General features: G+C 55.9%; 24 protein-coding genes. 7 read left to right on the top strand and 17 right to left on the bottom strand.

Going from position 1 to position 24549, the window contains the following annotated elements:
• Positions 1-11: 11 nt before the first annotated feature.
• The 8 genes from DW56_RS07235 to rppH all read right to left on the bottom strand — a co-directional run bounded on the left by DW56_RS07235 (position 12) and on the right by rppH (position 6562).
• Positions 12-341: a prepilin-type N-terminal cleavage/methylation domain-containing protein gene (locus tag DW56_RS07235; RefSeq protein WP_024553269.1), complete on the bottom strand. Its 330-nt coding sequence runs from the start codon at positions 339-341 to the stop codon at positions 12-14.
• Positions 317-745, bottom strand: a complete 429-nt coding sequence (locus tag DW56_RS07230) for a DUF2509 family protein (RefSeq protein WP_049294131.1) — start codon at positions 743-745, stop codon at positions 317-319. The genes DW56_RS07235 and DW56_RS07230 overlap by 25 nt, the downstream gene beginning before the upstream one ends.
• Positions 742-1302 carry a prepilin peptidase-dependent protein gene (locus DW56_RS07225; protein ID WP_024553271.1) on the bottom strand — a complete coding sequence of 187 codons (561 nt, stop codon included), beginning with the start codon at positions 1300-1302 and terminating at the stop codon, positions 742-744. Before DW56_RS07225 ends, DW56_RS07230 begins: the two co-directional genes overlap by 4 nt.
• Positions 1293-1766, bottom strand: coding sequence for a prepilin peptidase-dependent protein (locus DW56_RS07220; protein ID WP_024553272.1), 474 nt, complete (start codon positions 1764-1766; stop codon positions 1293-1295). Before DW56_RS07220 ends, DW56_RS07225 begins: the two co-directional genes overlap by 10 nt.
• 177 nt (positions 1767-1943) lie before the next feature.
• Positions 1944-2738, bottom strand: coding sequence for a thymidylate synthase (thyA, locus tag DW56_RS07215; RefSeq protein ID WP_024553273.1), 795 nt, complete (start codon positions 2736-2738; stop codon positions 1944-1946).
• Positions 2739-2744: 6 nt separating this feature from the next.
• A complete protein-coding gene (gene lgt / locus DW56_RS07210; RefSeq protein WP_024553274.1) occupies positions 2745-3617 on the bottom strand; it encodes a prolipoprotein diacylglyceryl transferase in 873 nt (290 codons plus the stop codon).
• 152 nt (positions 3618-3769) lie between these two features.
• Entirely contained in the window at positions 3770-6016 is a 2247-nt protein-coding gene (gene ptsP, locus DW56_RS07205) for a phosphoenolpyruvate--protein phosphotransferase (protein WP_024553275.1), read from the bottom strand.
• Positions 6017-6028: 12 nt separating this feature from the next.
• Positions 6029-6562, bottom strand: a complete 534-nt coding sequence (gene rppH, locus DW56_RS07200; protein ID WP_024553276.1) for an RNA pyrophosphohydrolase — start codon at positions 6560-6562, stop codon at positions 6029-6031.
• A 682-nt stretch (positions 6563-7244) separates the two neighbouring features.
• Between rppH and mutH the strand changes: the two genes are divergently transcribed.
• From mutH to DW56_RS07180, 4 genes are all read left to right on the top strand, one after another.
• The gene (mutH, locus tag DW56_RS07195) at positions 7245-7931 is read left to right on the top strand and encodes a DNA mismatch repair endonuclease MutH (protein ID WP_024553277.1); all 687 of its coding nucleotides are present in this window, start codon (positions 7245-7247) and stop codon (positions 7929-7931) included.
• 73 nt (positions 7932-8004) lie between these two features.
• Complete coding sequence (locus tag DW56_RS07190) at positions 8005-8718, top strand: TerC family protein (RefSeq protein WP_024553278.1); 714 nt, start codon at positions 8005-8007, stop codon at positions 8716-8718.
• 127 nt (positions 8719-8845) lie between these two features.
• Positions 8846-9064 carry a YgdI/YgdR family lipoprotein gene (locus DW56_RS07185; protein WP_024553279.1) on the top strand — a complete coding sequence of 73 codons (219 nt, stop codon included), beginning with the start codon at positions 8846-8848 and terminating at the stop codon, positions 9062-9064.
• Between the two features lie 138 nt (positions 9065-9202).
• A complete protein-coding gene (locus DW56_RS07180) occupies positions 9203-10243 on the top strand; it encodes an NADP(H)-dependent aldo-keto reductase (protein ID WP_024553280.1) in 1041 nt (346 codons plus the stop codon).
• A 71-nt stretch (positions 10244-10314) separates the two neighbouring features.
• On the opposite strand, the gene lplT is transcribed toward DW56_RS07180, so the two are convergent.
• Positions 10315-11505 carry a lysophospholipid transporter LplT gene (lplT, locus tag DW56_RS07175; protein WP_024553281.1) on the bottom strand — a complete coding sequence of 397 codons (1191 nt, stop codon included), beginning with the start codon at positions 11503-11505 and terminating at the stop codon, positions 10315-10317.
• Positions 11498-13657 carry a bifunctional acyl-ACP--phospholipid O-acyltransferase/long-chain-fatty-acid--ACP ligase gene (gene aas / locus DW56_RS07170; protein ID WP_024553282.1) on the bottom strand — a complete coding sequence of 720 codons (2160 nt, stop codon included), beginning with the start codon at positions 13655-13657 and terminating at the stop codon, positions 11498-11500. The genes lplT and aas overlap by 8 nt, the downstream gene beginning before the upstream one ends.
• A 977-nt stretch (positions 13658-14634) precedes the next feature.
• On the opposite strand from aas, the gene galR reads away from it, so the two are divergent.
• Positions 14635-15651: an HTH-type transcriptional regulator GalR gene (galR, locus tag DW56_RS07165; protein ID WP_024553283.1), complete on the top strand. Its 1017-nt coding sequence runs from the start codon at positions 14635-14637 to the stop codon at positions 15649-15651.
• Here galR and DW56_RS07160 read toward each other — a convergent pair.
• From DW56_RS07160 to DW56_RS07140, 5 genes are all read right to left on the bottom strand, one after another.
• The gene (locus DW56_RS07160) at positions 15639-16088 is read right to left on the bottom strand and encodes a GNAT family N-acetyltransferase (protein WP_024553284.1); all 450 of its coding nucleotides are present in this window, start codon (positions 16086-16088) and stop codon (positions 15639-15641) included. The genes galR and DW56_RS07160 overlap by 13 nt on opposite strands.
• Entirely contained in the window at positions 16085-16858 is a 774-nt protein-coding gene (locus DW56_RS07155; RefSeq protein WP_024553285.1) for an FCD domain-containing protein, read from the bottom strand. Before DW56_RS07155 ends, DW56_RS07160 begins: the two co-directional genes overlap by 4 nt.
• A 66-nt stretch (positions 16859-16924) precedes the next feature.
• Positions 16925-17242, bottom strand: coding sequence for a PTS sugar transporter subunit IIB (locus DW56_RS07150; RefSeq protein ID WP_024553286.1), 318 nt, complete (start codon positions 17240-17242; stop codon positions 16925-16927).
• A gap of 9 nt (positions 17243-17251) precedes the next feature.
• Positions 17252-18679, bottom strand: a complete 1428-nt coding sequence (locus DW56_RS07145) for a glycoside hydrolase family 1 protein (protein ID WP_024553287.1) — start codon at positions 18677-18679, stop codon at positions 17252-17254.
• Between the two features lie 7 nt (positions 18680-18686).
• Positions 18687-20024: a PTS sugar transporter subunit IIC gene (locus DW56_RS07140; RefSeq protein WP_024553288.1), complete on the bottom strand. Its 1338-nt coding sequence runs from the start codon at positions 20022-20024 to the stop codon at positions 18687-18689.
• A gap of 325 nt (positions 20025-20349) precedes the next feature.
• On the opposite strand from DW56_RS07140, the gene DW56_RS07135 reads away from it, so the two are divergent.
• Entirely contained in the window at positions 20350-21378 is a 1029-nt protein-coding gene (locus tag DW56_RS07135; protein ID WP_024553289.1) for a LacI family DNA-binding transcriptional regulator, read from the top strand.
• Here the strand turns inward: DW56_RS07135 and lysA are convergent.
• Positions 21370-22632 (bottom strand): diaminopimelate decarboxylase, encoded by a 1263-nt coding sequence (gene lysA, locus DW56_RS07130; protein WP_024562097.1) that lies wholly within the window; start codon positions 22630-22632, stop codon positions 21370-21372. The genes DW56_RS07135 and lysA overlap by 9 nt on opposite strands.
• Positions 22633-22853: 221 nt before the next feature.
• On the opposite strand from lysA, the gene DW56_RS07125 reads away from it, so the two are divergent.
• Positions 22854-23777, top strand: a complete 924-nt coding sequence (locus DW56_RS07125) for a LysR family transcriptional regulator (protein WP_024551497.1) — start codon at positions 22854-22856, stop codon at positions 23775-23777.
• Here the strand turns inward: DW56_RS07125 and DW56_RS07120 are convergent, their stop codons facing one another.
• Positions 23778-24476 (bottom strand): aspartate/glutamate racemase, encoded by a 699-nt coding sequence (locus DW56_RS07120; RefSeq protein WP_024551498.1) that lies wholly within the window; start codon positions 24474-24476, stop codon positions 23778-23780.
• Positions 24477-24549: the final 73 nt, after the last annotated feature.

Genomic DNA, 24549 nt, shown 5'->3' with positions numbered 1-24549 from the left:
AAATCTCCTGACTACAGACCGGACGGGCAGTGTAAACGGGCTAATTGCCCTTGCCTGCCTGTTGGGCTGGTAACAATAACCGAAATGCTGACACATCCGACCAAGGATGTCTCCACCCTCGTCGCTTTCCATCCTTGCGGCAGCCCCGGCGGTGCGATTTCTGCTTGCTGACTCGCAAAACGCCACAGCTGGCGCGCCTGCCACTGCGACTGAAACCCCATCGCCAGGGCCCGGTAAAATCCGCTTAGCGAGACGATAACCACCATAAAGAGCATCATAGCGACAAGCACTTCCGGCAGGCTAAAACCCGCTTCGCTCATGGCGCGACGGGAAGCTGACATTGCGAAGCCTCCAGTGGACAAAAATCCAGCCAGCCGCGAGCGCGGTATTTTATCCCCGCCGTGTCGGGTTCAGCTCTGCGCCAGAGAATTAACGCATCGCTATGCACTGTATCCTGCGCGGCCACAACGGCTTCGCCTTTTCCTGTCTGCTTCACGCAAGCGCGCCCCTTATACGCGGTAAATGCCTGGCACTGCCACTCCCAACTTAGCGTCCAGCGCTGCTTTTCAGCCCACGCGAGAGTAGAGACAGCAGCAGAAAATTGTTTCAGCGCCCGCCTCTCACTTGCCACCGAAACATACCGGGCGTTGAGTTGTTGTTGCAATCCGCCCAACATAAGCGACCCCAACAGCAGTAACATCAAAACCGCTGAAAGCGACGACACGCCTTTTTGTTTGTTGGTCATAAGTTGTATCCAACAACGCTATGTTCAATATTGACCTGCGAACCGCCATAGCTAAGCGGCGTAGCCGCCAGGCGGATAATCATCAGCGGCGGCAAGCCGCTGCGCGCCTGCTGTTTTACAGCGAAGGCATCAACGCGCATTTTTTGCGGATCGGTGATTTTCTCCCACCCTTTGCCATCGCACTGCGTGGCGCCCCGCTGTGTTTCCAGGCTTTTCTCCCGCAAGCGGTAACCGGTTTGCTCCGCCTCCGCTGAAAAAGCCTCCCATTTGCCATTGCTGTTAGCATCCCATTGAATGATGACGCACTGCCCCTGCGAGGCGATTTTCAGCGGCTCACCGGAACAACTGCCATAGCAATATCCTGCACGCTGTAGCTGCTTACCCACAGCAAAAGCGAGTTGCCATAATTCTTCCTGCATGGCTGCCTGTTGCGTCTGGCGCAAGACGCCAAAGTGCAATGCGGGCAACATTCGCACCGCTCCAAGAAGCAATCCGCTGCTGATGGCTAAGGCAATCAGCGTCTCCAGCAAAGAAAAACCTTTTGTTTTTACTGGCATGACGCGCTTCCCCCCGCCGGACAGAGCCGTATGCGTCCCCACACGGAGACAGTAATGCGCCACTCTCCCGCCGGGCTGCTCAGCAAAATATGGCCGGGCCATGCGGTATTTCGCATGCCGTAAAAGGCGAGGTCTGGCGTGATTTCCGCAACAGTCACCTCGCTCCAGCGCGGCGAAAATTGCCGCTTGTCGCCCGGCTTACAGGTTTTCTCCTGTTCCGCTTCGCTGCCTGTGCACCACGTTTGCCCTTCCCGCTTCAACCAGAGCTTGTGGTCGCGGTTGTGCCAGTTAGCGTCTTCACGCAACTGCTCAAGGTAATCTCTGAGCTGACACGCCGTTTGCCAGAGCCGCTGTTGCTGCTGCCAGCGTTGCCAGCCATAAAGCCCACCCGCGCTCACCATAGCGACAATCGTTATTACTAACATCATTTCAATCAGGCTATAGCCCTGCTCGTTTCTGTTCATTGCGGCAGTCTGCCAGTCGCCAAAAAAACCACGAGCGCCGTTTTTCAGTTTCTGAAGTCATCTCGTAAGAAACTTTACGGCTTGCAAGCTATTGCATGAACACTGGAAGACAGCTCGGGAGAATGAAACGAGGGGAAGAAAAACCGGCGCGCAACGGCGCCGGTTATGGCAGCCTGTTTAAATCGCGACAGGTGCTTTGATAGCGGGATGCGGGTCGTAACCTTCTATTTCGAAGTCATCGAAGCAGTAGTCGAAAAGCGACGCCGGCTTGCGCTTGATAATAAGCTTCGGCAGCGGACGCGGCTCGCGGGTCAACTGCAAACGCGCTTGCTCCAGGTGGTTGCTGTAAAGGTGCGTATCGCCGCCGGTCCAGACAAAATCGCCCGGCTCCAGGTCACACTGTTGCGCCATCATATGCACCAGCAGAGCGTAGCTTGCAATATTAAACGGCAGACCGAGGAAGACATCGCAGGAGCGCTGGTAAAGCTGGCAAGACAGTTTTCCATCCGCCACGTAGAACTGGAAAAAAGCGTGGCAAGGCGCCAGCGCCATTTTATCCAGTTCGCCGACGTTCCATGCGGAAACGATGATACGTCGAGAATCCGGATCGCTCTTCAACTGGTTTAACACGGTGGTGAGCTGGTCGATATGGCGGCCATCAGGCGCAGCCCAGGCGCGCCACTGTTTGCCGTACACGGGGCCTAAATCGCCCTTTTCATCCGCCCACTCGTCCCAGATGGTGACGTTATTATCGTGGAGGTAAGCGATGTTGGTGTCGCCTTTTAAGAACCACAGCAACTCATGAATAATGGAGCGCAAATGGCAACGTTTGGTCGTCACCAGCGGAAACCCTTCGCGCAGGTTAAAGCGCATCTGGTGACCAAAAATAGAGAGCGTGCCGGTGCCGGTACGGTCGTTTTTCGGGGTGCCCTCATGGAGCACCTTATTCATCAATTCAAGATACTGTTTCATTACGTCTCACGAAATTTGCTGCTGCGGGCGACGGTAAGCCCAGACCATCATAGCGATGCCGGCAATAATCATCGGAATAGAAAGGATCTGCCCCATGCTGATGTACTGCACCCATGCGCCAGTAAACTGCGCGTCTGGCTGGCGGAAGAATTCGACGATGATACGAAACGCGCCGTAACCGATCAGGAACAGCCCCGAAACTGCGCCGGTTGGGCGAGGTTTACGGATAAAGAGGTTCAGAATGATAAACAGCACGATGCCTTCAAGCGCCAGCTCATAAAGCTGGGAAGGATGGCGCGGCAGCACGCCATAGGTGTTAAAAAGCGATTGCCACTCCGGGTGCGCTGGCAACAGCGCCATATCTTCGCCGCGGGAGTTTGGGAAAAGCATCGCGAACGAAAAATTCGGATCGACGCGGCCCCAGAGTTCGCCATTGATAAAGTTGCCAAGGCGACCGGCGCCCAGACCAAAAGGTATCAACGGCGCGATAAAATCGGACACCTGGAAAAAACTGCGCTTAGTGCGTTTCGCGAAGACAATCATAACCACAATCACGCCGATAAGGCCGCCGTGGAAGGACATGCCGCCGTCCCAGACCCGGAACAGATAAAGCGGATCCTCAAGAAACAGAGGCAGGTTATAAAAGAGGACATAACCAATACGGCCGCCGAGAAACACGCCCAGAAAACCTGCATACAGCAAATTTTCCACTTCGTTTTTCGTCCAGCCGCTGCCGGGACGATTAGCGCGACGAACGGCAAGCCACATCGCAAAAACAAAACCTACCAGGTACATCAAACCGTACCAGTGCAACGAGATCGGCCCAATAGAAAAAATTACCGGGTCAAAATCGGGAAAATGCAGATAGCCACTCTTCATCTGTCACCACAAGTCGTTGTTATTCCGCTGAAAGTGGACAGCGGTAATATGCTGCGCACCTTATTCCGGGTGCTCCCAAAGAGCCGAATCATAGCATAAAGCCCGCCAGGAGACGGCGGTAAGTTGTAAAAGATGTGTAAGAGTAAAAGCCGTTACAAGCCGCCGCGAATCAGGCCGCCCATGCCGCGCCGTTCCATAAACGCCGCCACCTGATGGCGCACTTCTGCCGCCAGTTGCGCCTCCAGGCTGCGTTGCGCCAGGGCTTGCGCTTCTTCAAGCGTAATATGACGCAGCAGATATTTAACGCGCGCCACGGAGCGACCATTCATCGACAAATGATGGAACCCCATACCTACCAACAGCGCAACGCACATCGGATCCCCTGCCATCTCCCCGCACAGGCAGAGATCGATATTATTGCGCCGCGCCTCAATCGAAATAATATTGAGCGCCCGCAACATGCCGGGGTGAAGGCTGTCGTAGAGGTTAGCCACGCGGGTATTGTTGCGATCTACCGCCAACAAATATTGCGTTAAATCGTTAGTGCCGACCGAGATAAAATCGACCCGGCTCGCCAGTTGCGGCAGCATGAAGATCATAGAAGGAACTTCCACCATTACGCCGACGCGCGGTCGGGGAATGGCGTAGCCCAGCATCTCTTCCACTTCACGCCCGGCGCGGTCAATCAGACGGCGCGCTTCGTCCACCTCGTCAATGCTGGTGATCATCGGCAGCAAAATGCTGAGATTGCCCGTCGCCGCGTTAGCGCGCAGCATGGCGCGCACCTGGATCAAAAAGATCTCGGGCTGATCAAGCGTAATGCGAATGCCGCGCCAGCCAAGACAGGGGTTCTCTTCGCTTATAGGCATATAAGGAAGCTGTTTATCCGCGCCGATATCCAGCGTGCGCAGGGTAACGGGCTTATCGATAAACATCTGCAACATGCCCTGATACTGCGCAACCTGCTCTTCTTCGGAAGGAAAGCCGCTTTGCAGCATAAAGGGAATTTCAGTGCGGTAAAGACCAATGCCGTCGATACGGCTGCCAAGCTTTTGCTCATGCTCCGGGCTGAGACCCGCATTAAGCATGACCTGCACCCGCTCGCCGCTTTTCAGCTCGCCTGGCTGCTCGACATCCCCTTCGGCAAGGCGGCTTAGCTCATTTTCTTCCGTTACCAGCCGCTGGTATTCCTGCAACAGTACCGGTTCCGGATCGACCAGCAACTCGCCGCGGTAGCCATCCACCACCAGCATTCGATGATGCAATACCGAAGGCTGAATATCTGCGCCCATCACGGTGGGAATACCCAGCGCGCGCACCATGATGGCGGCATGGGAGTTGGCTGCGCCGTCGCGAACCACGACGCCTACCAGCCTGTCCTGCGGCAGTTCGGCCAGGGTCGTCGCGGAAAGCTCATCGGCGACCAGCACGAAACGCTCAGGCCATGTATTTGGCCCCTGAATGTTGTCATCAAGATGAAACAGCAGACGCTGGCCAAGGGTGCGCAAATCGCCGGCGCGCTCTTTAAGGTAGCCGTCAGTCAGCGCCGCAAACTGCTCGGCGAATTTCTCAATAACCTTTTTTACCGCCCACTCGGCCACTGAGCCTTTATCGATTTCGTTATAAAGCTCCCGGCGCAGACGGGCGTCGGAAAGCAGGTGCGAGTAGAGATCAAAGATAGCCGCCGTCTCTTTTTGCGCGCCGACGGCGAACCGTTTGCTGTAGCGGCGAAATTCGCCCGAAGCTGCTTCCAGCGCCGCGGTAAGGCGCTCTCGCTCAAGCGCGGTATCAAGGGTGGACGCTTCGTAAACCTGCTCCATCAAAGGGAGCGTGGTGTCCATCCATCCCTGCGCTATGGCGACGCCCGGAGAAGCAGGCAGCGCCCGGATACGCGTCTGGCGATACTGACCAAACAGCGCGGCAAGCTGAGATTGCGAAAGGATGGCCGCCATTTGTGTGGCGAGCGTGACGAGAAAAGACTCTTCGCTTTCATCATACTGGCGCAGCTCGCGCTGCTGCACCACCAGCACGCCCAATAGCTGGCGACGCTGAATAATAGGCACGCCAAGAAAAGCGCGATAGCGTTCTTCTTTAACGGAAGGAATATATTTAAAGCTGGGGTGCTTCTGGGCATCCGCAAGGTTGATAGGCTCAGCCAGTCGCCCGACTAAACCTACGATCCCCTCATCAAATGCAAGCGTAACGGTACGGCCGCGCGGTTTTTTCAACCCGCGCGTCGCCATCAGGTAGTAACAGCGCCTGTCGTGATCGGCTAAATAAACCGAGCACACCTCGGTGTCCATCGCAAGACAGATGTCATTCACCAGGATGTTCAGCGCCTCGCTAAGGCGCGGGGCGCTGGCCACCTTCTCAACTATTTCTCGCAACCGGGTGAGCATGATTTGCGTGGCTTAACCTCTTTTACGTCGCCAGGCAGGGGAAGCGCTTCTTGTGGGCGGCGCCGCTTCCTGCAAGGGCATCACTACGCTTGCGAACTCTTTCATCACCCGACGATAGACATCGCGCTTAAAGGAGACAACCTGACGTACCGGATACCAGTAACTGACCCAGCGCCAGCCATCAAACTCCGGTGTGCTGCTGGTCTGCATATTGATATCGGTGTCGTTGCTCACCAACTGCAAAAGAAACCATTTTTGCTTCTGGCCGATACAAACCGGCTTTGTGTCCCAACGCACCAAACGTTTTGGTAATTTATAACGCAACCAGTTGCGGGTGGTGGCGAGGATGCGGACATCTTTTCGTTGTAAACCGACTTCTTCGAAAAGCTCGCGATACATCGCCTGTTCCGCCGATTCGCCAGGATTGATGCCACCTTGCGGAAACTGCCAGGAGTGTTGGCCAAAACGCCTGGCCCACATTACCTGCCCCTGACGATTACAGATCACGATACCAACATTCGGGCGGTAGCCATCATCATCGATCACCGGACTACCTCAAAATAAACCTGGATAGTAACGATTGTTTCATACTCCTTTGTGACGGTAAACCACTCTGTTAAGCGCACCGTCAAGGAATAAACATTGAATAATTCACAAAAACACTACGACTTATAAACAGCGTTGCGCCAGCAAGGCGGTTTTTATTCACTTTTTCTGTGGATATCATTGTGCAGAAGTAGCGGATTTCCCAGGGAAAACCCAGGACTATTCTGTACAGCCCGGATATGTAATTTTACATATAACTTTATTTTTCATAGTATTAAAATAAAAAAACGGTCTCCCTGGCAGTGAAACGTGATGATCATCACATATCTGATCCCAGGAGTGATGAAAGATCGACCAGAGCCGATTTTATCCACAGATTGTGCCAATAAGTTAGTCACAACCTGACGAAAAAGTGCAAAAACTTGTCTCGTCAAGCCTGTAAATCGAACCAGTAGTCCCGACTTTTCACAGTTATCCCATTTTTCTGTGGATAACATGGTGTAAGATCCTGTTCATTGTCAGTGACCAGATTGGTAAAACCGGCTTTACGCTGAAAATAACTGCTGCGGTATTAGCTAAAAAATCAATTGAATCAAATATCTGTGTTATTTGCTCACAGCCGGGCCTACACTGTCCACAAGCGCCTTTTTTACTGTTCATTTTTTAACCTAACGGAAAAGCTATGTTGTCACCTACCCCCTTAGGCCATCCGCCGGAAAATGAAGCTCAACTGCTTGCGCAGGCAGGCGTGCTGGCAGGCCGCACGCTCGGCGAGCTTGCTTCGCTTGCTGGTTTGCCTGTTCCCCCGGATTTAAAGCGCGATAAGGGTTGGACTGGCGTCTTGCTGGAGTTGTGGTTGGGCGCCAGCGCGGGCAGCAAACCTGAGCAGGATTTCGCCGCGCTTGGCGTGGAGTTGAAAACCATCCCCATTGACCGCCAGGGGCGTCCGCTGGAAACAACGTTTGTCTGCGTCGCGCCGCTAACGGGCAATTCTGGCGTGGTGTGGGAAACCAGCCATGTGCGCCACAAACTAAAGCGCGTGTTGTGGATCCCGGTGGAAGGCGAGCGCGCCATCCCTCTTGCCGAACGACGCGTAGGCTCGCCGCTGCTCTGGAGCCCGTCGCCGCATGAAGAGGCGCAACTGCGTCAGGACTGGGAAGAGTTAATGGATCTTATTGTGCTCGGGAATGTTGAGCGGATCACCGCCCGCCATGGCGAAGTGTTGCAGCTTCGCCCTAAAGCGGCGAACAGCAAAGCCCTTACAGAAGCTATAGGCGCACATGGCGAAACCATTCTCACGCTGCCGCGCGGCTTTTATCTGAAGAAAAACTTTACCGGCGCCCTGCTGGCGCGGCATTTTTTGTTATAAAGAGATTAAATTTTTTGCCCGGTCGACCCACATGCATATAATTAGCGTTTTCTTTATAAGCAGGACTTTTTAGATGTTATTTGCATGGGTAACAGATCCCAACGCCTGGCTGGCGCTCGGTACGCTGACGCTGCTGGAGATAGTGCTTGGGATCGATAATATTATTTTCCTCTCTCTGGTTGTCGCAAAACTGCCTAAATCGCAGCAAGGCAAAGCCCGAAAACTCGGCCTTGCCGGCGCCATGATCATGCGTCTGGCGCTGCTGGCGTCCATCGCCTGGGTCATTAAACTCACCCAACCGCTGTTTACCGTGATGGGACAGGAGATCTCCGCGCGCGATTTAATTTTGCTGCTCGGCGGTCTGTTCCTTATCTGGAAGGCGAGCAAAGAGATCCATGAATCTATCGAAGGCGAAGAAGAAGGGCTTAAAACCAACGTCCACTCTTTCTTCGGCGCGATTTTCCAGATAATGCTGCTCGATATTATCTTCAGCCTGGATTCGGTTATTACCGCAGTTGGCCTCTCCGATCACCTGTTCATTATGATGGCGGCTGTAGTCATCGCCGTAGGGGTGATGATGTTCGCGGCGCGTCCGATTGGCGAATTTGTCGAGCGCCATCCTTCGGTGAAAATGCTGGCCCTTTCGTTTTTGATCCTGGTAGGCTTTACGCTGATGCTGGAAAGTTTCGATATTCACGTACCTAAGGGCTATATCTATTTCGCCATGTTTTTCTCCATTGCGGTTGAAAGCCTCAATTTGATACGTAACAAGAAAAATCCTCTTTAAACTCAAGCGCTCCTTCGGGAGCGTTTTTTATTTCTCTTTAAGAATTGGCTGCTTTTTTGTCGCGCTTCGCTGGTTTTTACTAGAATGAGTTAGTTAATCATTCCCAATCCATACGAGGCGAATAACGATGAATAAATGGGCTGTGGTAATTTCCGCTGTGGGTCTGGCTTTTGCGGTTTCCGGCTGTAGCAGCGACTATGTTATGGCGACAAAAGATGGGCGTATGATCCTCACCGACGGCAAACCGGAAGTTGACGATGATACGGGCCTGGTAAGCTACCGCGATCCGCAGGGCAATGAACAGCAAATCAACCGCGATCAGATTTCACAAATCATTGAACGTTAAAGTATAAAAGGCCAGCTGACTCACTGGCCTTTTCGTTTTTTGTGCGGCCTCCTCTTCCCCTTTCGTCCCCCCTCTGCCATGTTTATATTCCTTTGTCGGGAAGTGCCTGACGCAGTCTGAAGAATAAGGAAGCCGGCTATGCATTATCACCGTATCCCTCATAGCTCACTTGAGATAAGCACACTGGGACTGGGCACCATGACCTTTGGTGAGCAAAACAGCGAAGCCGAGGCGCATGAGCAGCTTGACTACGCGGTAAGCCAGGGAATCAACCTCATCGACGTGGCGGAAATGTACCCGGTCCCGCCGCGCCCCGAAACCCAGGGCCTGACCGAAACCTACGTCGGCAACTGGCTAAAAAAGCGCGGCAATCGCGAAAAGCTGATTATCGCGTCTAAAGTCAGCGGTCCGAGTCGGAACAACGACAGCGGCATTCGTCAGAACCAGGCGCTGGACCGTAAAAATATCCGTGTCGCGCTGGATGAAAGCCTTAAGCGCCTGCAAACCGACTATCTTGACCTTTATCAGGTGCACTGGCCGCAGCGCGCCACTAACTGCTTTGGCAAGCTGGGTTACAGCTGGACAGAGAGCGCGCCTGCCGTAACGATCCTGGAAACGCTGGAAGCGTTAACCGAGTACCAGCGCGCCGGGAAGATCCGCTATATCGGCGTTTCCAATGAAACCGCCTGGGGCGTAATGCGCTACCTGCATCTGGCGGAAAAGCACGATCTGCCGCGAATCGTGACGATCCAGAACCCCTATAGCCTGCTCAACCGCAGCTTTGAAGTGGGCCTGGCGGAAGTGAGCCAGTTTGAAGGCGTTGAACTGCTCGCGTATTCCTGTCTCGCCTTCGGCACGCTCACCGGCAAATATCTTAATGGCGCGAAGCCTGCGGGCGCGCGCAATACGCTGTTTAGCCGCTTTACGCGCTACAGCGGTGAACAGTCGCAAAAAGCGGTGGCAGCCTATGTGGAGATCGCCAGGCGCCACGGGCTTGACCCGGCGCAGATGGCGCTGGCCTTCGTTCGCCGTCAGCCTTTTGTCGCCAGCACGCTGCTTGGCGCCACCTCGCTTGAACAGCTGAAAACCAATGTGGAAAGCCTGCATCTGGAATTGAGCGAAGAGGTGCTGGCGGAGCTGGAAGCGGTGCATCAGGTATATACCTACCCGGCGCCGTAAGCGCGGCGCTTAACCGCCCTGCAAAAGCCCTTGCTCTTAAGACAAAAAGACCCGCCGAAGCGGGTCTTTTTTTATTGCTTACGCCGCCAGATCCAGAGGCCAGCAATAGCCAGCGCGAAGATAGCGCCGAAGCCGACGCCAATGCCCACCACCGGCGCGCCAGCTTTTACCGCCAGAGAGTAAAGGCCCAGCATCAGCAGCATGGCCGTGTTCTCGCCAAGATTTTGCACCGCTATCGCATTGCCCGCTCCCACTGAGCGCTTGCCGCGTTCCTGCAACAGAGCATTAAGCGGCACCACGAAAAAGCCGCCGAAAATACCAATCAGCATCAGCAGCAGATAAGCGGGCAACAACGCCTGCTGGAGCGCGAACGCGATAACCGCGAGGCCGATCAGGATCCCTGCCGGCATGCAGCGCGCGACGGTTTCCAGGGTAACCAGTTTCGCCGCCGCGCCTGCGCCAAGCACAATGCCAATCGCCACCATCGCATTAAGGTAGGTGGGCGTCGCGTTATCGGTAATGCCAAGCGCGACCGGCACCCACAGCACCAGCAGAAAGCGCAGCGTAACGCCAGCGCCCCAGAACAGGCTGGTGCCGACCAGCGAAAAACGCGTTTCATCGTTTTTCCATAGCACCCGGCAGGCGTTAAAGAAGCTGCGGGTCATCAGCGCAAAATGCCAGGATTGCCCCGGACGCGCCGGCGCCAGTTTGGGAATAAACAGGTTGGCGACTACCGCCCCTGCGTAAACCAGCGCACACACCGCAAGCGCTGCGCCGATATGCCAGTCTGCCAGCACGCCGCCCGCCACCGAGCCGACAAGGATTGCGGCAATGGTGGATGACTCCATCAGGCCGTTGGCTTTTACTAACCGGTCGCCGGTAGTCAGTTCGCCGAGAATGCCGTATTTGGCAGGCGAATAAGCCGCCGCGCCAATCCCCACCAGCGTATAGCCAATAAAGGGGTTAAAGCCGAAGCCGATGGCTGCCGCGCCAATAAGTTTCAGGCTGTTCGCCACCATCATGACGCGTCCCTTGGCGAAGCTGTCGGCCACCTGGCCGACAAACGGCGCGAAAAGAATATAGGCGGCGACGAACACCATTTGTAGCACCGGCTGGCTCCAGTCCGGATAGACCTGCGCTTTCAGCACGGCGAGCGTGGCGAAAAGCAGCGCGTTATCGCCAAAGGCGGATAAAAATTGCGCGGCGATAACCGCCAGCATGCCGCGGGAAAAGAGCGACGGAGAAAGTTGGGCGTCATGCATGCGTCTGTTCTTCCTGGTCGACCATTGATTTCAGGGTGACGAAATCGGGCTTGCCGCTGCCCAGCACCGGCAGTTGCTTGAGGTAACGAATATCGCGCGGCACCGCCAGCTCCGGCACGCCGTGCGCCCGTGCCTGCTGCTGGAGTGTTTCGCGCGTGAGTTCGCTGTCGGTTGTAAACAGCACCAGCGCCTCGCCTTTAGCGGCATCGCTCTTGATAGCGGTGGCGTGCATTTTTTCCGGCGACACCGCCAGCGCCAGCTGTTCCACCATCTCAAGCGAAACCATTTCGCCAGCGATCTTCGCGAAGCGTTTGGCGCGTCCCTGAATCACCACATAGCCCTGTTCGTCGAAGGTGACGATATCACCGGTGTCGTACCAGCCTTTCTCGCTTTCACCGCTGGCGTTTTCCGCCGTCGGCTCCTCCAGCACACCCGGTTTTTCCACGCGCAGGTAGCCTTTCATCACGTTCGGGCCTTTCAGTTGCAGACGTCCGCCTTGCTCAATGCCCGGCACTGCCAGTAAACGCGCGTCCATAGCCGGCAAAATGCGGCCCACGGTGCCAGGCTTCGCCGCCATCGGCACGTTGATGGACACCACCGGCGCGCATTCGGTCACGCCGTAACCTTCCAGAATGCGCAGGCCGAATTTGTCCTGCCAGATTTGCTTTGTGCTCTCCTGCAATTTCTCCGCGCCAGCCACTACATAGCGCACGCGGTAGAAGTCGTACGGATGCGCAAAGCGGGCATAGTGACCAAGGAAAGTGGACGTGCCGAACAGCACGGTGCAGTTGCGGTCATAAACCAGTTCAGGCACAACGCGGTAATGAAGGGGGCTGGGGTAGAGAAAGACTTCCGCACCGGTTAAGAGCGGCGTGAACAGCCCTACCGTTAAACCAAAAGAGTGAAACAGAGGCAGCGCCGACATAAAGCGGTCGCGCGCGGTGAAGTCGGCAATAGTGCGGATTTGCTCAACGTTCGCCAGCAAACTTTTATGGCTGTGCACCACCCCTTTCGGGTTGCCTTCCGAGCCGGACGTGAAAAGCACCATCGCGGCGTCTTCCGGCTGCTGCGCCACTTGCGCCAGACGCGGCGCCAGCAGGTGGCCGAAAATCCAGAGTTTATCGGCGGTGGTGATTTCACCGCGCAGATCTTCCAGGAATACCCAGCGAACCGAGTCGATCTGCTCGATCAAATGGCCGAGCTTGCCTTTTTCAATAAACTGGCGGGAGGTAAAAATGGTGTTGATCTGCGCAGCCGTAATGGCGCTGTTCAGCCCTTTCACCCCGGCGGTGTAGTTCATCATTGCCGGAATGCGGGCGCGCATAGAGGCGCCGAAAATCACGGCGGCGCTGATGCCGGCATTCGGCAGCATCAGGCCGATGGTTTCGCCAGGCTTGCTGTACTTATCCAGAATCCGGCCGACAAAAAGCGTTTTCTTGAGCAGGCTGCGGTAAGTGTCTGGCTTGAAGTTAATATCTTCGACGCAATTTTTGCCCTCGCCGTAGCGATGCGCCGCCGAAAGCAGCGCTTCAAACAGCGTTTCGCGCGGGCGCACCGCCATTCGCGCTTCCATCATGATCTGGTGCAGCATTTCGCCCGCCAGACGACGGCGGTCGCGGGCGCGCGGCGCATCCGGCATCGGAATGGTCGTCGGCGGCAGGATATGCAGATCGATTGCCGGGAAGAGGCGGCGCTTCACCAGCCCTTTCAGACGGCTGGTAAAGGTAAGCTCCGCGCCTTCGATACGCATCGGCACCACTGTCGCGCCTGATTTCGCGGCGACGAAGCCCGCGCCGTCATAAATTTTCATCAGCGAGCCGCTGACCGAGATACGCCCTTCCGGGAAAATCACGACCGGCCTGCCCTGGCCGATTAACCGCACCAGCTGCTTAACAGACATCGGTTTTGTCGGATCCAGCGGCACAAAATCGATAAACGACGTCAGGGCGCGCATATACCACTGGTTGCTGATAGAGGTATAGACCGCAAACACCGGGCGCACCGGTAAGAAAAGCGCGAGCAGCACCCCGTCCATAAAAGAGACGTGGTTCGGCGTAATCAGCACGCGCGGCTGGCTCAATGCCCGAATGTCGCCGTGAAGCTGTACGCGGAACAGTATGCGAAAGAGGCTGCGGAAAAATCCAAGAAGCATCTCAACTCCCTTTGTCTTCAGTTATCAACGATGAAGTATAGTCGCGGCAGATTACACGAGTTGTCGAGCGTGAGCGACAGCTGAAGAACACACAGGGGGCGCGACGTCCGGATCTGGAAGAAAGATTCAGAATGCAAAAATAGGGGGTTTGGTAGGAGAAGCAGAAAACCTGCGCATCCGCGAAGGCCTGGTGTCATGCTTGTGGTTATCTTCACCCTGGCATCGCCCTGAATCGCAGGCAAAAAAAATCTGCGCATCCGCGAAGGCATGGTGTAATGCTTGTGGTCAGCAGTTAACTGGCTCCACCTGGCAATACTTCTGGTTATCTTCACCCGGGCATCGCCTGAATCGCAAGATCGCAAAATCGCAGGCAAAAAAAACCTGCGCATCCGCGAAGGCCTGGTGTAATGCTTGTGGTCAGCAGTTAACTGACTCCACCTGGCAATACTTCTGGTTATCTTCACCCGGGCATCGCCCGAATCGCAAAATCGCAGGCAAAAAAAAACCTGCGCATCCGCGAAGGCCGGGTGTAATGCTTGTGGTCAGAAGTTAACTGACTCCACCTGGCAATACTTCTGGTTATGTTCACTTGGGCATCGCCCGAATCGCAAAGTCGCAAAACCGCAGGCAAAAAAAAACCTGCGCATCCGCGCAGGTTGGTGTAATGCTTGTGGTCAGCAGTTAACTGACTCCACCTATCAATACCTCTGGGATCTCAAATCTAGCAGCAGCGGTTTACCCGCCGCTACACGGCAATCGCAACAGCGCATCGCAAAGTGTAACCAAAGGTTTTGTTTGACATTATTGCCCGTTTTTCAGTTACACATGACAAAACGGCGTGCCATGTAACGATTACACTCAGCTTTTGGATACCGCCCACAAAATACAGGCATGTTTAAGGGCACTTGCTTGAAGTGATGCGCCTTTTCCGTAACACTTAACGGTGTGTAAACGTTTACCCATGCAGAAGGTGTTTTATGGCGACTATTAAGGATGTTGCGCGGCTTGCGGGAGTCTCTGTCGCCACCGTGTCTCGCGTCATTAACGATTCCCCTAAAGCCAGCGACGCATCGCGTCAGGCGGTGACAGAAGCGATGGAAACGCTCAATTATCACCCCAACGCCAACGCCCGCGCGCTTGCCCAGCAAAATACCGAAACGGTAGGCCTTGTGGTCAGCGACGTCTCCGACCCTTTTTTCGGCGCGATGGCGAAAGCGGTGGAACAGGTCGCCTATAACACCAACAATTTTCTGCTTATCGGCAACGGTTATCACAACGAACTCAAAGAGCGGCAGGCAATAGAACAGCTTATTCGCCACCGCTGCGCCGCGCTGGTTGTGCACGCCAAGATGATCCCGGATGAAGAACTCGCCCCGCTGATGAAGCAAATTCCAGGTATGGTGTTGATTAACCGCATCCTGCCTGGCTTTGAGCGCCGCTGCGTGGCGCTCGACGACCGGTACGGCGCCTGGCTTGCCACGCGCCATCTTATTCAGCAAGGCCATACCCGTATCGGCTATCTCTGTTCAAACCATGCGATCTCCGACGCTGAAGACAGGCTGCAAGGCTATTACGACGCGCTGAAGGAGCATGGTTTGCCCTGCAATGAAAGGCTGGTGAGTTTTGGCGAGCCGGACGAGAGCGGCGGCGAGCAGGCGATGACCGAACTGCTGGGACGAGGTAAACAGTTTACCGCCGTGGCCTGCTATAACGACTCAATGGCCGCGGGCGCAATGGGCGTGTTAAACGACAACGGCGTAGACGTGCCGAAAGAGATATCGCTTATTGGCTTTGATGATGTGCTGGTTTCACGCTACGTGCGGCCAAGGCTTACTACTATCCGCTATCCGATAGTGACAATGGCGACCCAGGCGGCGGAACTGGCGCTGGCGCTGGCCGATAACCGCACGCCGCCGGAAGTCACCCACCTCTTCAGCCCAACGCTGGTAAGGCGCCACTCGGTCGGCGCGCCGCCGGAGAATCAAAGCCCGTAGCGATAAAGATGAACAGACTTATCGGGGTACTCCAGCCCGTCGCCGATATACTGCCAGCCGGAGCGTTCATAATAGTCTTTGCAGGCGGAATAAAGATAAAGCTCGCCAAAGCCTAACTGGCGGGCATAACCAATAACCGTTTCCTGCAACATTCCGCCAAGCCCCTTGCCGCGCTGCGATTCATCAATATAAAGCGCGGCGAGCCATGGAAAGAGATCCTGGCGGCTGATTAAATCGCAGCGCCACAGCCCAACGGTTCCCAGCAAGGTTTCCCCTTCGACGGCGATAAAGGTCAGCGGCAGCGCGCCTGGCTTCTGGCTGTGGTCGACGATACTGGCGAAAAAGTCGCGCGGCTGGGCGGGGCCGAACGCCTGCCAGAGCCAGTCGGTAACGCGCTCCGCATGCTGCGGGGCTTCATAAAGCGGCTGGATAATCACTGCATTTTGCCCTGAAAAATGGGTACGGATTCAAACAGGTAGCCGTCGAAATCGGGCGCATCGGCATCCGACAGCTCCAGCAGGCTGTTTTTGGTGTTTTCAAGATGCTGCCACATCGCCTGCCAGGCGCCCATGACATCGCGGCGGCGCAGGGCGGCAAGAATAGTCTGGTGTTCGCCAAGCCACTTCAACCGGTAGCTGCGGCTTTCAATATGGGCGTGCAGCTGTTGCCAGAGCGGGCTGCTGTCCATATGACGCCAGATGCTCTCGACCGTAGCGAGCAACATCTGGTTTTGCGAAGCGCCCGCCAGCACCAGGTGAAACAGCTTATAGTTATCCTGGCTGCTGTCGTTCATGGCGATGGCGCGCTGTTCCTGCTCCAGAATGCGCTTAAGGTTATCGATATCGGCTTTGGTAGCCATTTTCGCCGCAAACGCGGCGATATTGCTCTCCAGCAACTGGCGCGCCTGAAGCATCTCAAACGGCCCGATATCGCTGTTAAAAAAGCGCTCTTCCTCAGTCTCGTTTTCGGTGGGGATGCGCATCACGTAGACGCCGGAGCCCTGGCGGATATCCACCGTGCCCTGCAACTCCAGCATTAACAGCGCCTCGCGCACAATGGTGCGGCTAACGCCATATTTCTCTGCGATATTTCGCTCTGGTGGCAGCCGCGAACCGACAGGATAGTGGCCCTGGATTATCTGCTCCCTGAGGTCCTCACCAATCTCCTGGTACTGCTTTTTTTCGGGCGGAACAGCCACCTTATCCACGATATCACCTGTGTACTGAATTGAGCCTGAGAAGCTTTTCCGCCTGAAAAGCGGAAAAAACGCGCACTAGATTACCAGACTCAGCGCCTGATCGAGAACTTTCGCGCCGTTTAAGGTGCCATAAGCCATCGTATCGATAACATCGATAGGGATGTGGTGTTCATCGGTCAGCTTTTTGTTCTCGGCAAGCTTGAAGCGCACCTGCGGCCCCAGCAATACCGCCTGAATTTCTGCGCCGTGGCTTTGCAGTTCATCGCGCAGGTTTTGTTCCGGGATGGCGTAAATGTGGTATTCAAGCCCCCGCTCCGCCGCCGCCTTCTCCATTTTCGTCACCACAAGCGAGGTGGACATGCCTGCTGAACAGCACAATACGATACGTTTCATGATCGCTCCTTATTTCCACTCGTCATCAATATTCAGGTTAAGGGTGCGGGTTTCGCGAAGCGCTTTGTACCAGCTGGCTGATTTCTTCGCGCGCCGCGCCCGGTTGTTTTGCAGGTCGATTTCAATCAGCCCGTAGCGGTTTTTGAACGCATTCATTGGCGAAACGTTGTCGGTAAAGGCCCAGAGCATGTAGCCCTGGCAGTTTGCTCCCGCTTCGCGGGCAAGCAGCGTCTGGTAAAGATGCTCGCTGATAAAACCGATGCGGTAGTCATCCTGAATCACCCCTTCGGCGTCGCGGAACTGCCCTTCGTTCTCAATGCCCATGCCGCTTTCGGCGATAAACCAGGGAATGTTGCGGTAATCGTTTTTAATGCGCATCGCCATATCGAAAATGATGCGCGGATAGATTTCCCAGCCACGGGATTTATTCATACGCCGGCCCGGCAGTTCGAACGCTTCGTAGTAATAGGCCGGGTGAAACGGCGTTTGCGGGTTCCAGGCGCGCGACGGCGCTTTCACCCGATGCGGGTAATAGAGATTGATGCCAAGCTCATCGACGGTGTTATCGCGAATGAGCGCCAGCTCGTCAGCGGTGTAATCCCATTGCACGCCGTGCTGCTCCAGCAGCGCCACCAGCGCCTGCGGATAGCTGCCCTTGACCATCGGGTCGAGGAACACGCGGTTATAGAAGAGATCGTAGATTTCCGCCGCTTTTACGTCATGCGGCGCGCTGGAGCGCGGGTAGGTGACTTCCGGGTTCAGGATAGCCCCCACGCTGCCCTTGTAGCCTTTTTCGCGAAACAGTTTCACCACTTTGGCCGTGGCGAGGTTTTTATGGTGGTTCCACTGCATCCAGGTGGAGGTGTTCTGCTCATAAGGCCAGCGCAGCGCGTCCAGATAAACGCGCGTTTGCACTACAACAGGTTCGTTGAAGGTAAACCAGCGCGACACTTTCTGGTGGTAGCGTTCAAAGACCTTTTCGGCATAAAGCACAAACAGCTCTACTACTTTCTTTGACGCCCAGCCGCCATAATTTTCAAACAGATAAGCGGGCAGTTCGTAATGCTCAAGACAGATCATCGGCTCAATGCCAGCCGCCACGATCTCATCGATAAAATTGTCGTAATAGCGGGCGTACTCTTCGTCCACCACGCCGTTTTCATAATCGGTAAAAAAGCGCGACCAGTTGATGGAGGTGCGGTAGTGCGTCAGCCCCGCCTGCTTCATCAGCGCCACCTCTTCCCGGTAGCGGTTATAGAGATCGGTGGCGACAGCCGGGCCGTAGCCGTCGTGCCAGACGTGGCGGTCGTTTTTGTACCATATATCCATATAGGAATCCTGGCCTTCTTTCTTGCCGCTCCAGCCTTCGGTCTGCCAGGCGGACGAGGCCGCGCCCAGAATAAAGTCCTGCGGAATAGTAATGCTTTTTTGACTCATGCTGTCCTCACGCGTTTTTGGCCATTTCCGGGTTGGCGGCCTGCAACTGCGCCTGCTCGGCGCGACGGGAAGCCACTTTCACAAACGGCAGATAAATCAGGATTGAAACCAGGATACAGACCAGCTGCGTTACTACGGCGCCCATAGAGCCGGCGGTGGAAAGCCAGGCGTTGATCAGCGGCGGCGTAGTCCAGGGCACCATGACCACCGCTTTGCCGGCAAAGCCCATCACAGTGGCGAAATAGCCAATCGTGCCGGTCACCAGCGGGGTGATGATGAAAGGAATGGCCAGGATCGGGTTGAGCATGATCGGCATACCAAATATCACCGGCTCGTTGATGTTAAAGATGCCCGGCCCGAAAGAGAGTTTGGCTATCTCTTTCATCTCTTTGCGTTTAGTGGCGATCATCACCGCAATCAGCAGACCAATGGTGAGGCCCGAACCGCCGATGCTCATATAAACATCCCAGAACGGCATGGTGATGATATTCGGCACCTCTTTGCCCTGCTCGAAGGCGCTCATGTTGACGGTTATCGCGCCAAGCAGCAGCGGCTCGCGGATAGGCTTAATCATCTGGTTGCCGTGAATGCCGATAACCCAGAAAAGTTGCGCCACAAACATCAGCAGCAGGATCCCAGGCAGGCTTTGCACCACGCGCTCCAGCGGTTGCTGCACCACCTGGTAAACCGCATCGTAAAGGTACATGCCGGTTAACTGATGGAAGACAAAGCCGAAGGTCGCGATAACCGTGGTGGTGATAATGGCCGGGATCAGCGCGGAAAAAGAGGCGGAGACGTTAGGCGGCACGGTATCCGGCATTTTGATGCGCAAACCCGGACGGCTTTCCAGCCAGCAGTAGATCTCAACGGAAAGAATGGCGATAAACATGCCGAGGAACAGGCTGCGGGTATCGGAGAACTGGCGCGCCAGCACATCCTTCACCACATGCATCTGCCCGTCGATCATCATCTCAAGCGTGGTGGGGGTGACGCAGATAAAGCAGATCACCGCCAGCAGACCGGGAAAGAGCGTTTTAATGCCGTTAATCCGGCCAAGCTCAATACCAATCAGAAAGACCGCGCCGATATTTAAAAAATTGAGCGTCGCGTAGTTAATGGCGCTGGTAATGGGCTTGAGCGCGGCGAGAAAAGAGAGCGCCTGGAAGCTGGCCAGACCGTTTTTCGGATCCAGCACCATATTGGAAATCAGAACGGAAAACGCGCCGACGATAATCACCGGCATCAGGGTAATAAACGATGCCTTGATCGCCATAATGTAGCGGTAGCTGTTGAATTTCGTGGCGAAACTGCCCAGCGAGTCAATCAGCTTTTCCTGTAGTGCCATAGGGTATGACCTCAGTTAGGGGTTATTGTTATGGTGGACGGAGACCGCGAACTTCCGTTTTTTGGTATGCCAAAACATAGATTCCGCCGCGGTAATTATCTGTGACCGATCTCGCACTACCGATGATTGGTATTCCGCAACGGCGGTTCACAGGGAATTTGGCATACCACATTCCCTTTTCTTTAGCAGGGTATTTACCTGTGGTTAAAATTACCGCCTGAAAGCGTGATCGCGCCGGAGCTATTGGCGTAAGCTCGCCCCGCCCCGCTCAACAAACGGCGCGCTGTGATAAACTGCACAGCAATAAGCGACAGGAGAGTAATGAATGGCAACGATGCTGGATGTTTCATTGCGTGCGGGCGTTTCGAAGGCCACCGTCTCGCGCGTGCTGAACGGCACCGGGCAGGTGAAGGAGAGCACCCGTAAACAGGTGTTCCGGGCGATGGAAGAGCTGGGCTACCGGCCTAATTTTCTCGCCCGATCGCTTGCTCACCGCACCAGCAACAGCATTGGCCTTGTGCTCTCCACTTTCGACGGTTTTTACTTTGGCCGCCTGCTGCAACAGGCGTCGCGCCAGACGGAAACCCACGGCAAGCAGCTTATTGTCACCGACGGGCACGACACGCCCGCCCGCGAGCTTGAAGCGGTGCAGATGCTGGCCGACCGCCAGTGCGACGCCATCGTGCTTTATACCCGCCATATGAGCGAAAAAGAGATAATGTCGCTGATTGACGCCATTGGCGTGCCGCTGGTGGTGATTAACCGCGACGTTAGCCAGGCGCGCGAGCGCTGCGTGTTCTTCGAACAGCAGGACGCCGCGTTTCAGGCGGTGGATTACCTCATTCAGCAAGGCCACCGGGAGATTGGCTGCATTACGGTGCCGATCAACACGCCAACGGGCAAAGCGCGGCTGGCGGGTTACCGTAAAGCGCTGGAAAAACACGCCATCGCGTGGGACGAGCGGCGGGTGAGATACGGCGATTCAAAAATGCAGAGCGGCTATTCGCTTTGTCAGGAATTGCTCCAGAGCGGCGCAACGTTTACCGCACTGTTCGCAGGCAATGACGATATGGCGCTCGGCGCCTCGAAGGCGCTGCACCAGGCGGGGCTTCGCATTCCGGACGATATTTCGCTGTTCGGCTTTGACGACGCGCCCAGCGCCGCGTGGCTGGAGCCGGGGCTTTCCACCGTCTATTTGCCTATCGACAACATGATCACCACCGCCATCGACCAGGCTATCCGGCTCGCCAATGACGAGCCGCTGGAGCCTATTCCGCCTTTTACCGGCAAACTGGTGCTGCGCGATTCGGTAACGAAAGGGCCGTACTATGACGGCCCGCAGGGTTCAGAGTAATTCGAGCGCCAGCAGCTCTTCGATAGTCTGACGACGGCGAATCAGCCGCGGCTCGCCATTATCAAACAGCACTTCCGGCAGCAGCGGACGGCTGTTGTAGTTGGACGACATCGAGGCTCCGTACGCGCCGGTATCGTGAAGCACCAGATAATCGCCAGGCTTGACCTGCGCCAGCGCGCGGGTTTCCACCTTGCCCCCCTCCTGCTGGGTAAAGACATCGCCCGATTCGCACAGCGGCCCGGCGACAACGGTATCGATAAGCGGGCTGTTGCTGAGATCGCGCCCGTCTGCCGCCAGCGCTGAAATATGATGATAGCTGCCGTACATAGAAGGCCGCATCAGATCGTTAAAGCCCGCGTCGATCAACACAAAATGGCGGGATCCCATCTGCTTCACGCTACGCACCTGCGCCACCAGCACGCCAGATTCCGCAACCAGGAAACGCCCGGGTTCGATCTCAAGCTTCACCGGATGGCCGAGATGGTCGGCGATTTTTTCCCGCGCCGCATTCCACAGGCCAAAATAGTGATCGGTGTCGATAGCTTCTTCACCATAGCGATAAGGAATGGAGAGACCACCGCCTGCGGAGATAGCCTCCAGATCCTGGCCGAACTCCACAACCTGACGCACCATCGCCCCGCAGACCTGTTCGAGGTGGCCGTAATCCACGCCGGAGCCGATGTGCATATGGATGCCCACCAGCGTCAACTGATGGCGCTGCATAACGGCCAGCGCCTGCGGCAGATCGCTGTGCCAGATGCCGTGCTTGCTGTTTTCGCCGCCGGTGTTGGTTTTCTGACTGTGACCGTGGCCGAAACCCGGGTTCACGCGCAGCCAGACGCGATGCCCCGGCGACACCGCGCCAAGTTGCTCCAGCATATCCACTGAACCGGCATTCACCGGAACGCGCAGTTCGCTTACGCGCGCCAGGGTCGCCTCATCAATCACATCGGCGGTAAAAACCACGTCATCCGGGTTGTTCTGCGGATCGTAACCCGCCGCCAGCGCGCGTTCGATCTCGCCGAGCGAGACGGAATCAACCTTCACGCCCTGCTCGCGCATCAGGCGGAGGATATGAATGTTAGAGCACGCCTTCTGGGCAAAACGCACCACGTCGAACTGCTGCAACTGCGCAATGCGCTCACGGATAATCTGCGCGTCATAGGCCCAGACCGGGCAGCCAAACTGTGCGGGCAGGCGGCTGAGGTTGGCGGCATTGAGTGCGGTTTCGGTGTTGTCTAACGGACGTGGCATAGCTGGCTCCTTATTCGCTTTTCCTCATTACGCCATAACGGGAAGTGAAGAAAAAATATCGTTTTCTCGGGAGTCTATGCAAAACTGATATAGTTAAGCGCGTTTGCGCCTCGTCCTTTTCCTCGCCTGGGGAAATGCTGTGAAAAGAGATAAATGACCTCGCGGTTTTCCTGGCATAACAGCAGGCGGCGGGTCTGGCTGATGAATAAAAGGAAACCAGCATGCCTGGCGTTACGTTGCGTCATATCGAAATTTTTCATGCGGTGATGACCGCCGGCAATCTGACCGAAGCGGCCGGGCTGCTGCATACTTCACAGCCTACCGTCAGCCGGGAGCTGGCGCGTTTTGAAAAGCTGATTGGCCTTGAGCTTTTTACCCGCAGCCGCGGCAGGTTGCACCCGACCGTACAGGGGCTGCGGCTGTTTGAAGAGGTTCAGCGCTCCTGGTATGGCCTGGACCGCATAGTCAGCGCCGCCGAAAGCCTGCGCGAATTTCGCCAGGGCGAACTCTCCATTGCCTGCCTGCCGGTTTTTTCGCAATCTTTTCTGCCGCTGCTGCTGAACCCTTTTCTCACGCGCTACCCGGACGTCAGCCTGAATATCGTCCCACAGGAGTCGCCTTTGCTCGAAGAATGGCTTTCCGCACAGCGGCACGATCTGGGACTGACGGAAAACATCGCCACCCCCGCAGGCACGGAACGCCTGACGCTGCTGACCTTAAACGAAGTGTGCGTGCTGCCCGCCCGTCACCGGCTTGCGAAAAAAACGGTGCTGACGCCGCAGGATTTCGAAGGAGAAAACTACATTAGCCTTTCGCGCACCGACAGTTATCGCCAGCTGCTCGACTCGCTGTTTCAGGAGCATGAAGTGAAACGGCGGATGGTGCTGGAAACGCACAGCGCGGCATCCGTCTGTGCGATGGTGCGCGCAGGGGTGGGCATCTCGGTAGTGAATCCGCTTACCGCGCTGGATTACGCCGCAAGCGGCGTTGTGGTGCGGCGCTTCAGCGTGGCGGTGCCTTTTACGGTGAGCCTGATACGTCCGCTGCACCGTCCCGCTTCGGCGCTGGTGGAGGCGTTCAGCGCCCACCTGCAACAGCAGATGGGCCTTTTCACCACGCCGCTGGAAGCGTTACTGGCGAACTGATCAGGCTTCGTCCAGCATAAACTTCACCGCTGCGGCGGCATGGATAGCGGCAGTATCAAAGACCGGCAGCGGGCAATCTTCCTGCGCCAGCAAAAGGCCTATCTCGGTACAGCCGAAAATAATGCCCTGCGCCCCTTGCGCCGCAAGCTTAGCGATCTCCTGCTGATAAAACGCTTTTGAAGCAGAGGTGAACTGGCCGCAGCAGAGCTCGTCAAAAATAATCTGGTTGATGCGCGCCCGCCCCGCGTCGTCTGGAATAAGCGAGTGAATGCCATACTCGCTGGCGAGCCGTCCGCGATAAAAGTCCTGCTCCATGGTGTAGCGCGTGCCCAGCAGCGCCACGGTTTGCAGGCCAGCTTCGCGAATGGCGCTGCCCGTCGCCCCGGCAATATGTAAAAACGGCAGCGCGCAGCGGGTTTCGATATGGTGCGCCACTTTATGCATGGTGTTGGTGCACAGCACGATGCCCTCAGCTCCTGCCTTTTGCAGGCCCAGCGCCGCCTGCGCCAGCATCTCCCCTGCCCGGTCCCATTCGCCGCTCGCCTGGCAGGCTTCAATTTCATGGAAATCGACGCTGTGAAGAAGGATTTTTGCGGAGTGCAGGCCACCCAGCCGCCCTTTCACCCCTTCGTTTATCAACCGGTAATAAGGCACGGTCGATTCCCAGCTCATGCCGCCCAGCAAGCCAATGGTTTTCATATCGCCTCCGTGAATATATCTCCAACGTTATACCAGACAGCCATAGCAAATGTGATCGGCTTTCCACTTCCCG

The sequence above is a fragment of the Franconibacter helveticus LMG 23732 genome (genome assembly GCF_000463115.2).
Taxonomy (GTDB): Bacteria; Pseudomonadota; Gammaproteobacteria; order Enterobacterales; family Enterobacteriaceae; genus Franconibacter; species Franconibacter helveticus.
The sequence above is the reverse complement of the archived record's forward strand: the minus strand, read 5'-3'. Positions and strand labels throughout refer to the sequence as shown.

Bases quoted from the DNA above. Each gene is read 5' to 3' on its own strand.
- lgt (WP_024553274.1), bottom strand. From the start codon at position 3,617: ATGAAGAGTGGCTATCTGCATTTTCCCGATTTTGACCCGGTAATTTTT.
- DW56_RS07180 (WP_024553280.1), top strand. From the start codon at position 9,203: ATGCATTATCACCGTATCCCTCATAGCTCACTTGAGATAAGCACACTG.
- ptsP (WP_024553275.1), bottom strand. From the start codon at position 6,016: ATGCTCACCCGGTTGCGAGAAATAGTTGAGAAGGTGGCCAGCGCCCCG.
- DW56_RS07185 (WP_024553279.1), top strand. From the start codon at position 8,846: ATGAATAAATGGGCTGTGGTAATTTCCGCTGTGGGTCTGGCTTTTGCG.
- DW56_RS07145 (WP_024553287.1), bottom strand. From the start codon at position 18,679: ATGAGTCAAAAAAGCATTACTATTCCGCAGGACTTTATTCTGGGCGCG.
- DW56_RS07235 (WP_024553269.1), bottom strand. From the start codon at position 341: ATGTCAGCTTCCCGTCGCGCCATGAGCGAAGCGGGTTTTAGCCTGCCG.
- lplT (WP_024553281.1), bottom strand. From the start codon at position 11,505: ATGCATGACGCCCAACTTTCTCCGTCGCTCTTTTCCCGCGGCATGCTG.
- galR (WP_024553283.1), top strand. From the start codon at position 14,635: ATGGCGACTATTAAGGATGTTGCGCGGCTTGCGGGAGTCTCTGTCGCC.
- DW56_RS07125 (WP_024551497.1), top strand. From the start codon at position 22,854: ATGCCTGGCGTTACGTTGCGTCATATCGAAATTTTTCATGCGGTGATG.
- thyA (WP_024553273.1), bottom strand. From the start codon at position 2,738: ATGAAACAGTATCTTGAATTGATGAATAAGGTGCTCCATGAGGGCACC.
- DW56_RS07225 (WP_024553271.1), bottom strand. From the start codon at position 1,302: ATGCCAGTAAAAACAAAAGGTTTTTCTTTGCTGGAGACGCTGATTGCC.
- DW56_RS07220 (WP_024553272.1), bottom strand. From the start codon at position 1,766: ATGAACAGAAACGAGCAGGGCTATAGCCTGATTGAAATGATGTTAGTA.
- DW56_RS07140 (WP_024553288.1), bottom strand. From the start codon at position 20,024: ATGGCACTACAGGAAAAGCTGATTGACTCGCTGGGCAGTTTCGCCACG.
- DW56_RS07190 (WP_024553278.1), top strand. From the start codon at position 8,005: ATGTTATTTGCATGGGTAACAGATCCCAACGCCTGGCTGGCGCTCGGT.
- mutH (WP_024553277.1), top strand. From the start codon at position 7,245: ATGTTGTCACCTACCCCCTTAGGCCATCCGCCGGAAAATGAAGCTCAA.
- DW56_RS07230 (WP_049294131.1), bottom strand. From the start codon at position 745: ATGACCAACAAACAAAAAGGCGTGTCGTCGCTTTCAGCGGTTTTGATG.
- DW56_RS07150 (WP_024553286.1), bottom strand. From the start codon at position 17,242: ATGAAACGTATCGTATTGTGCTGTTCAGCAGGCATGTCCACCTCGCTT.
- DW56_RS07120 (WP_024551498.1), bottom strand. From the start codon at position 24,476: ATGAAAACCATTGGCTTGCTGGGCGGCATGAGCTGGGAATCGACCGTG.
- aas (WP_024553282.1), bottom strand. From the start codon at position 13,657: ATGCTTCTTGGATTTTTCCGCAGCCTCTTTCGCATACTGTTCCGCGTA.
- lysA (WP_024562097.1), bottom strand. From the start codon at position 22,632: ATGCCACGTCCGTTAGACAACACCGAAACCGCACTCAATGCCGCCAAC.
- DW56_RS07135 (WP_024553289.1), top strand. From the start codon at position 20,350: ATGGCAACGATGCTGGATGTTTCATTGCGTGCGGGCGTTTCGAAGGCC.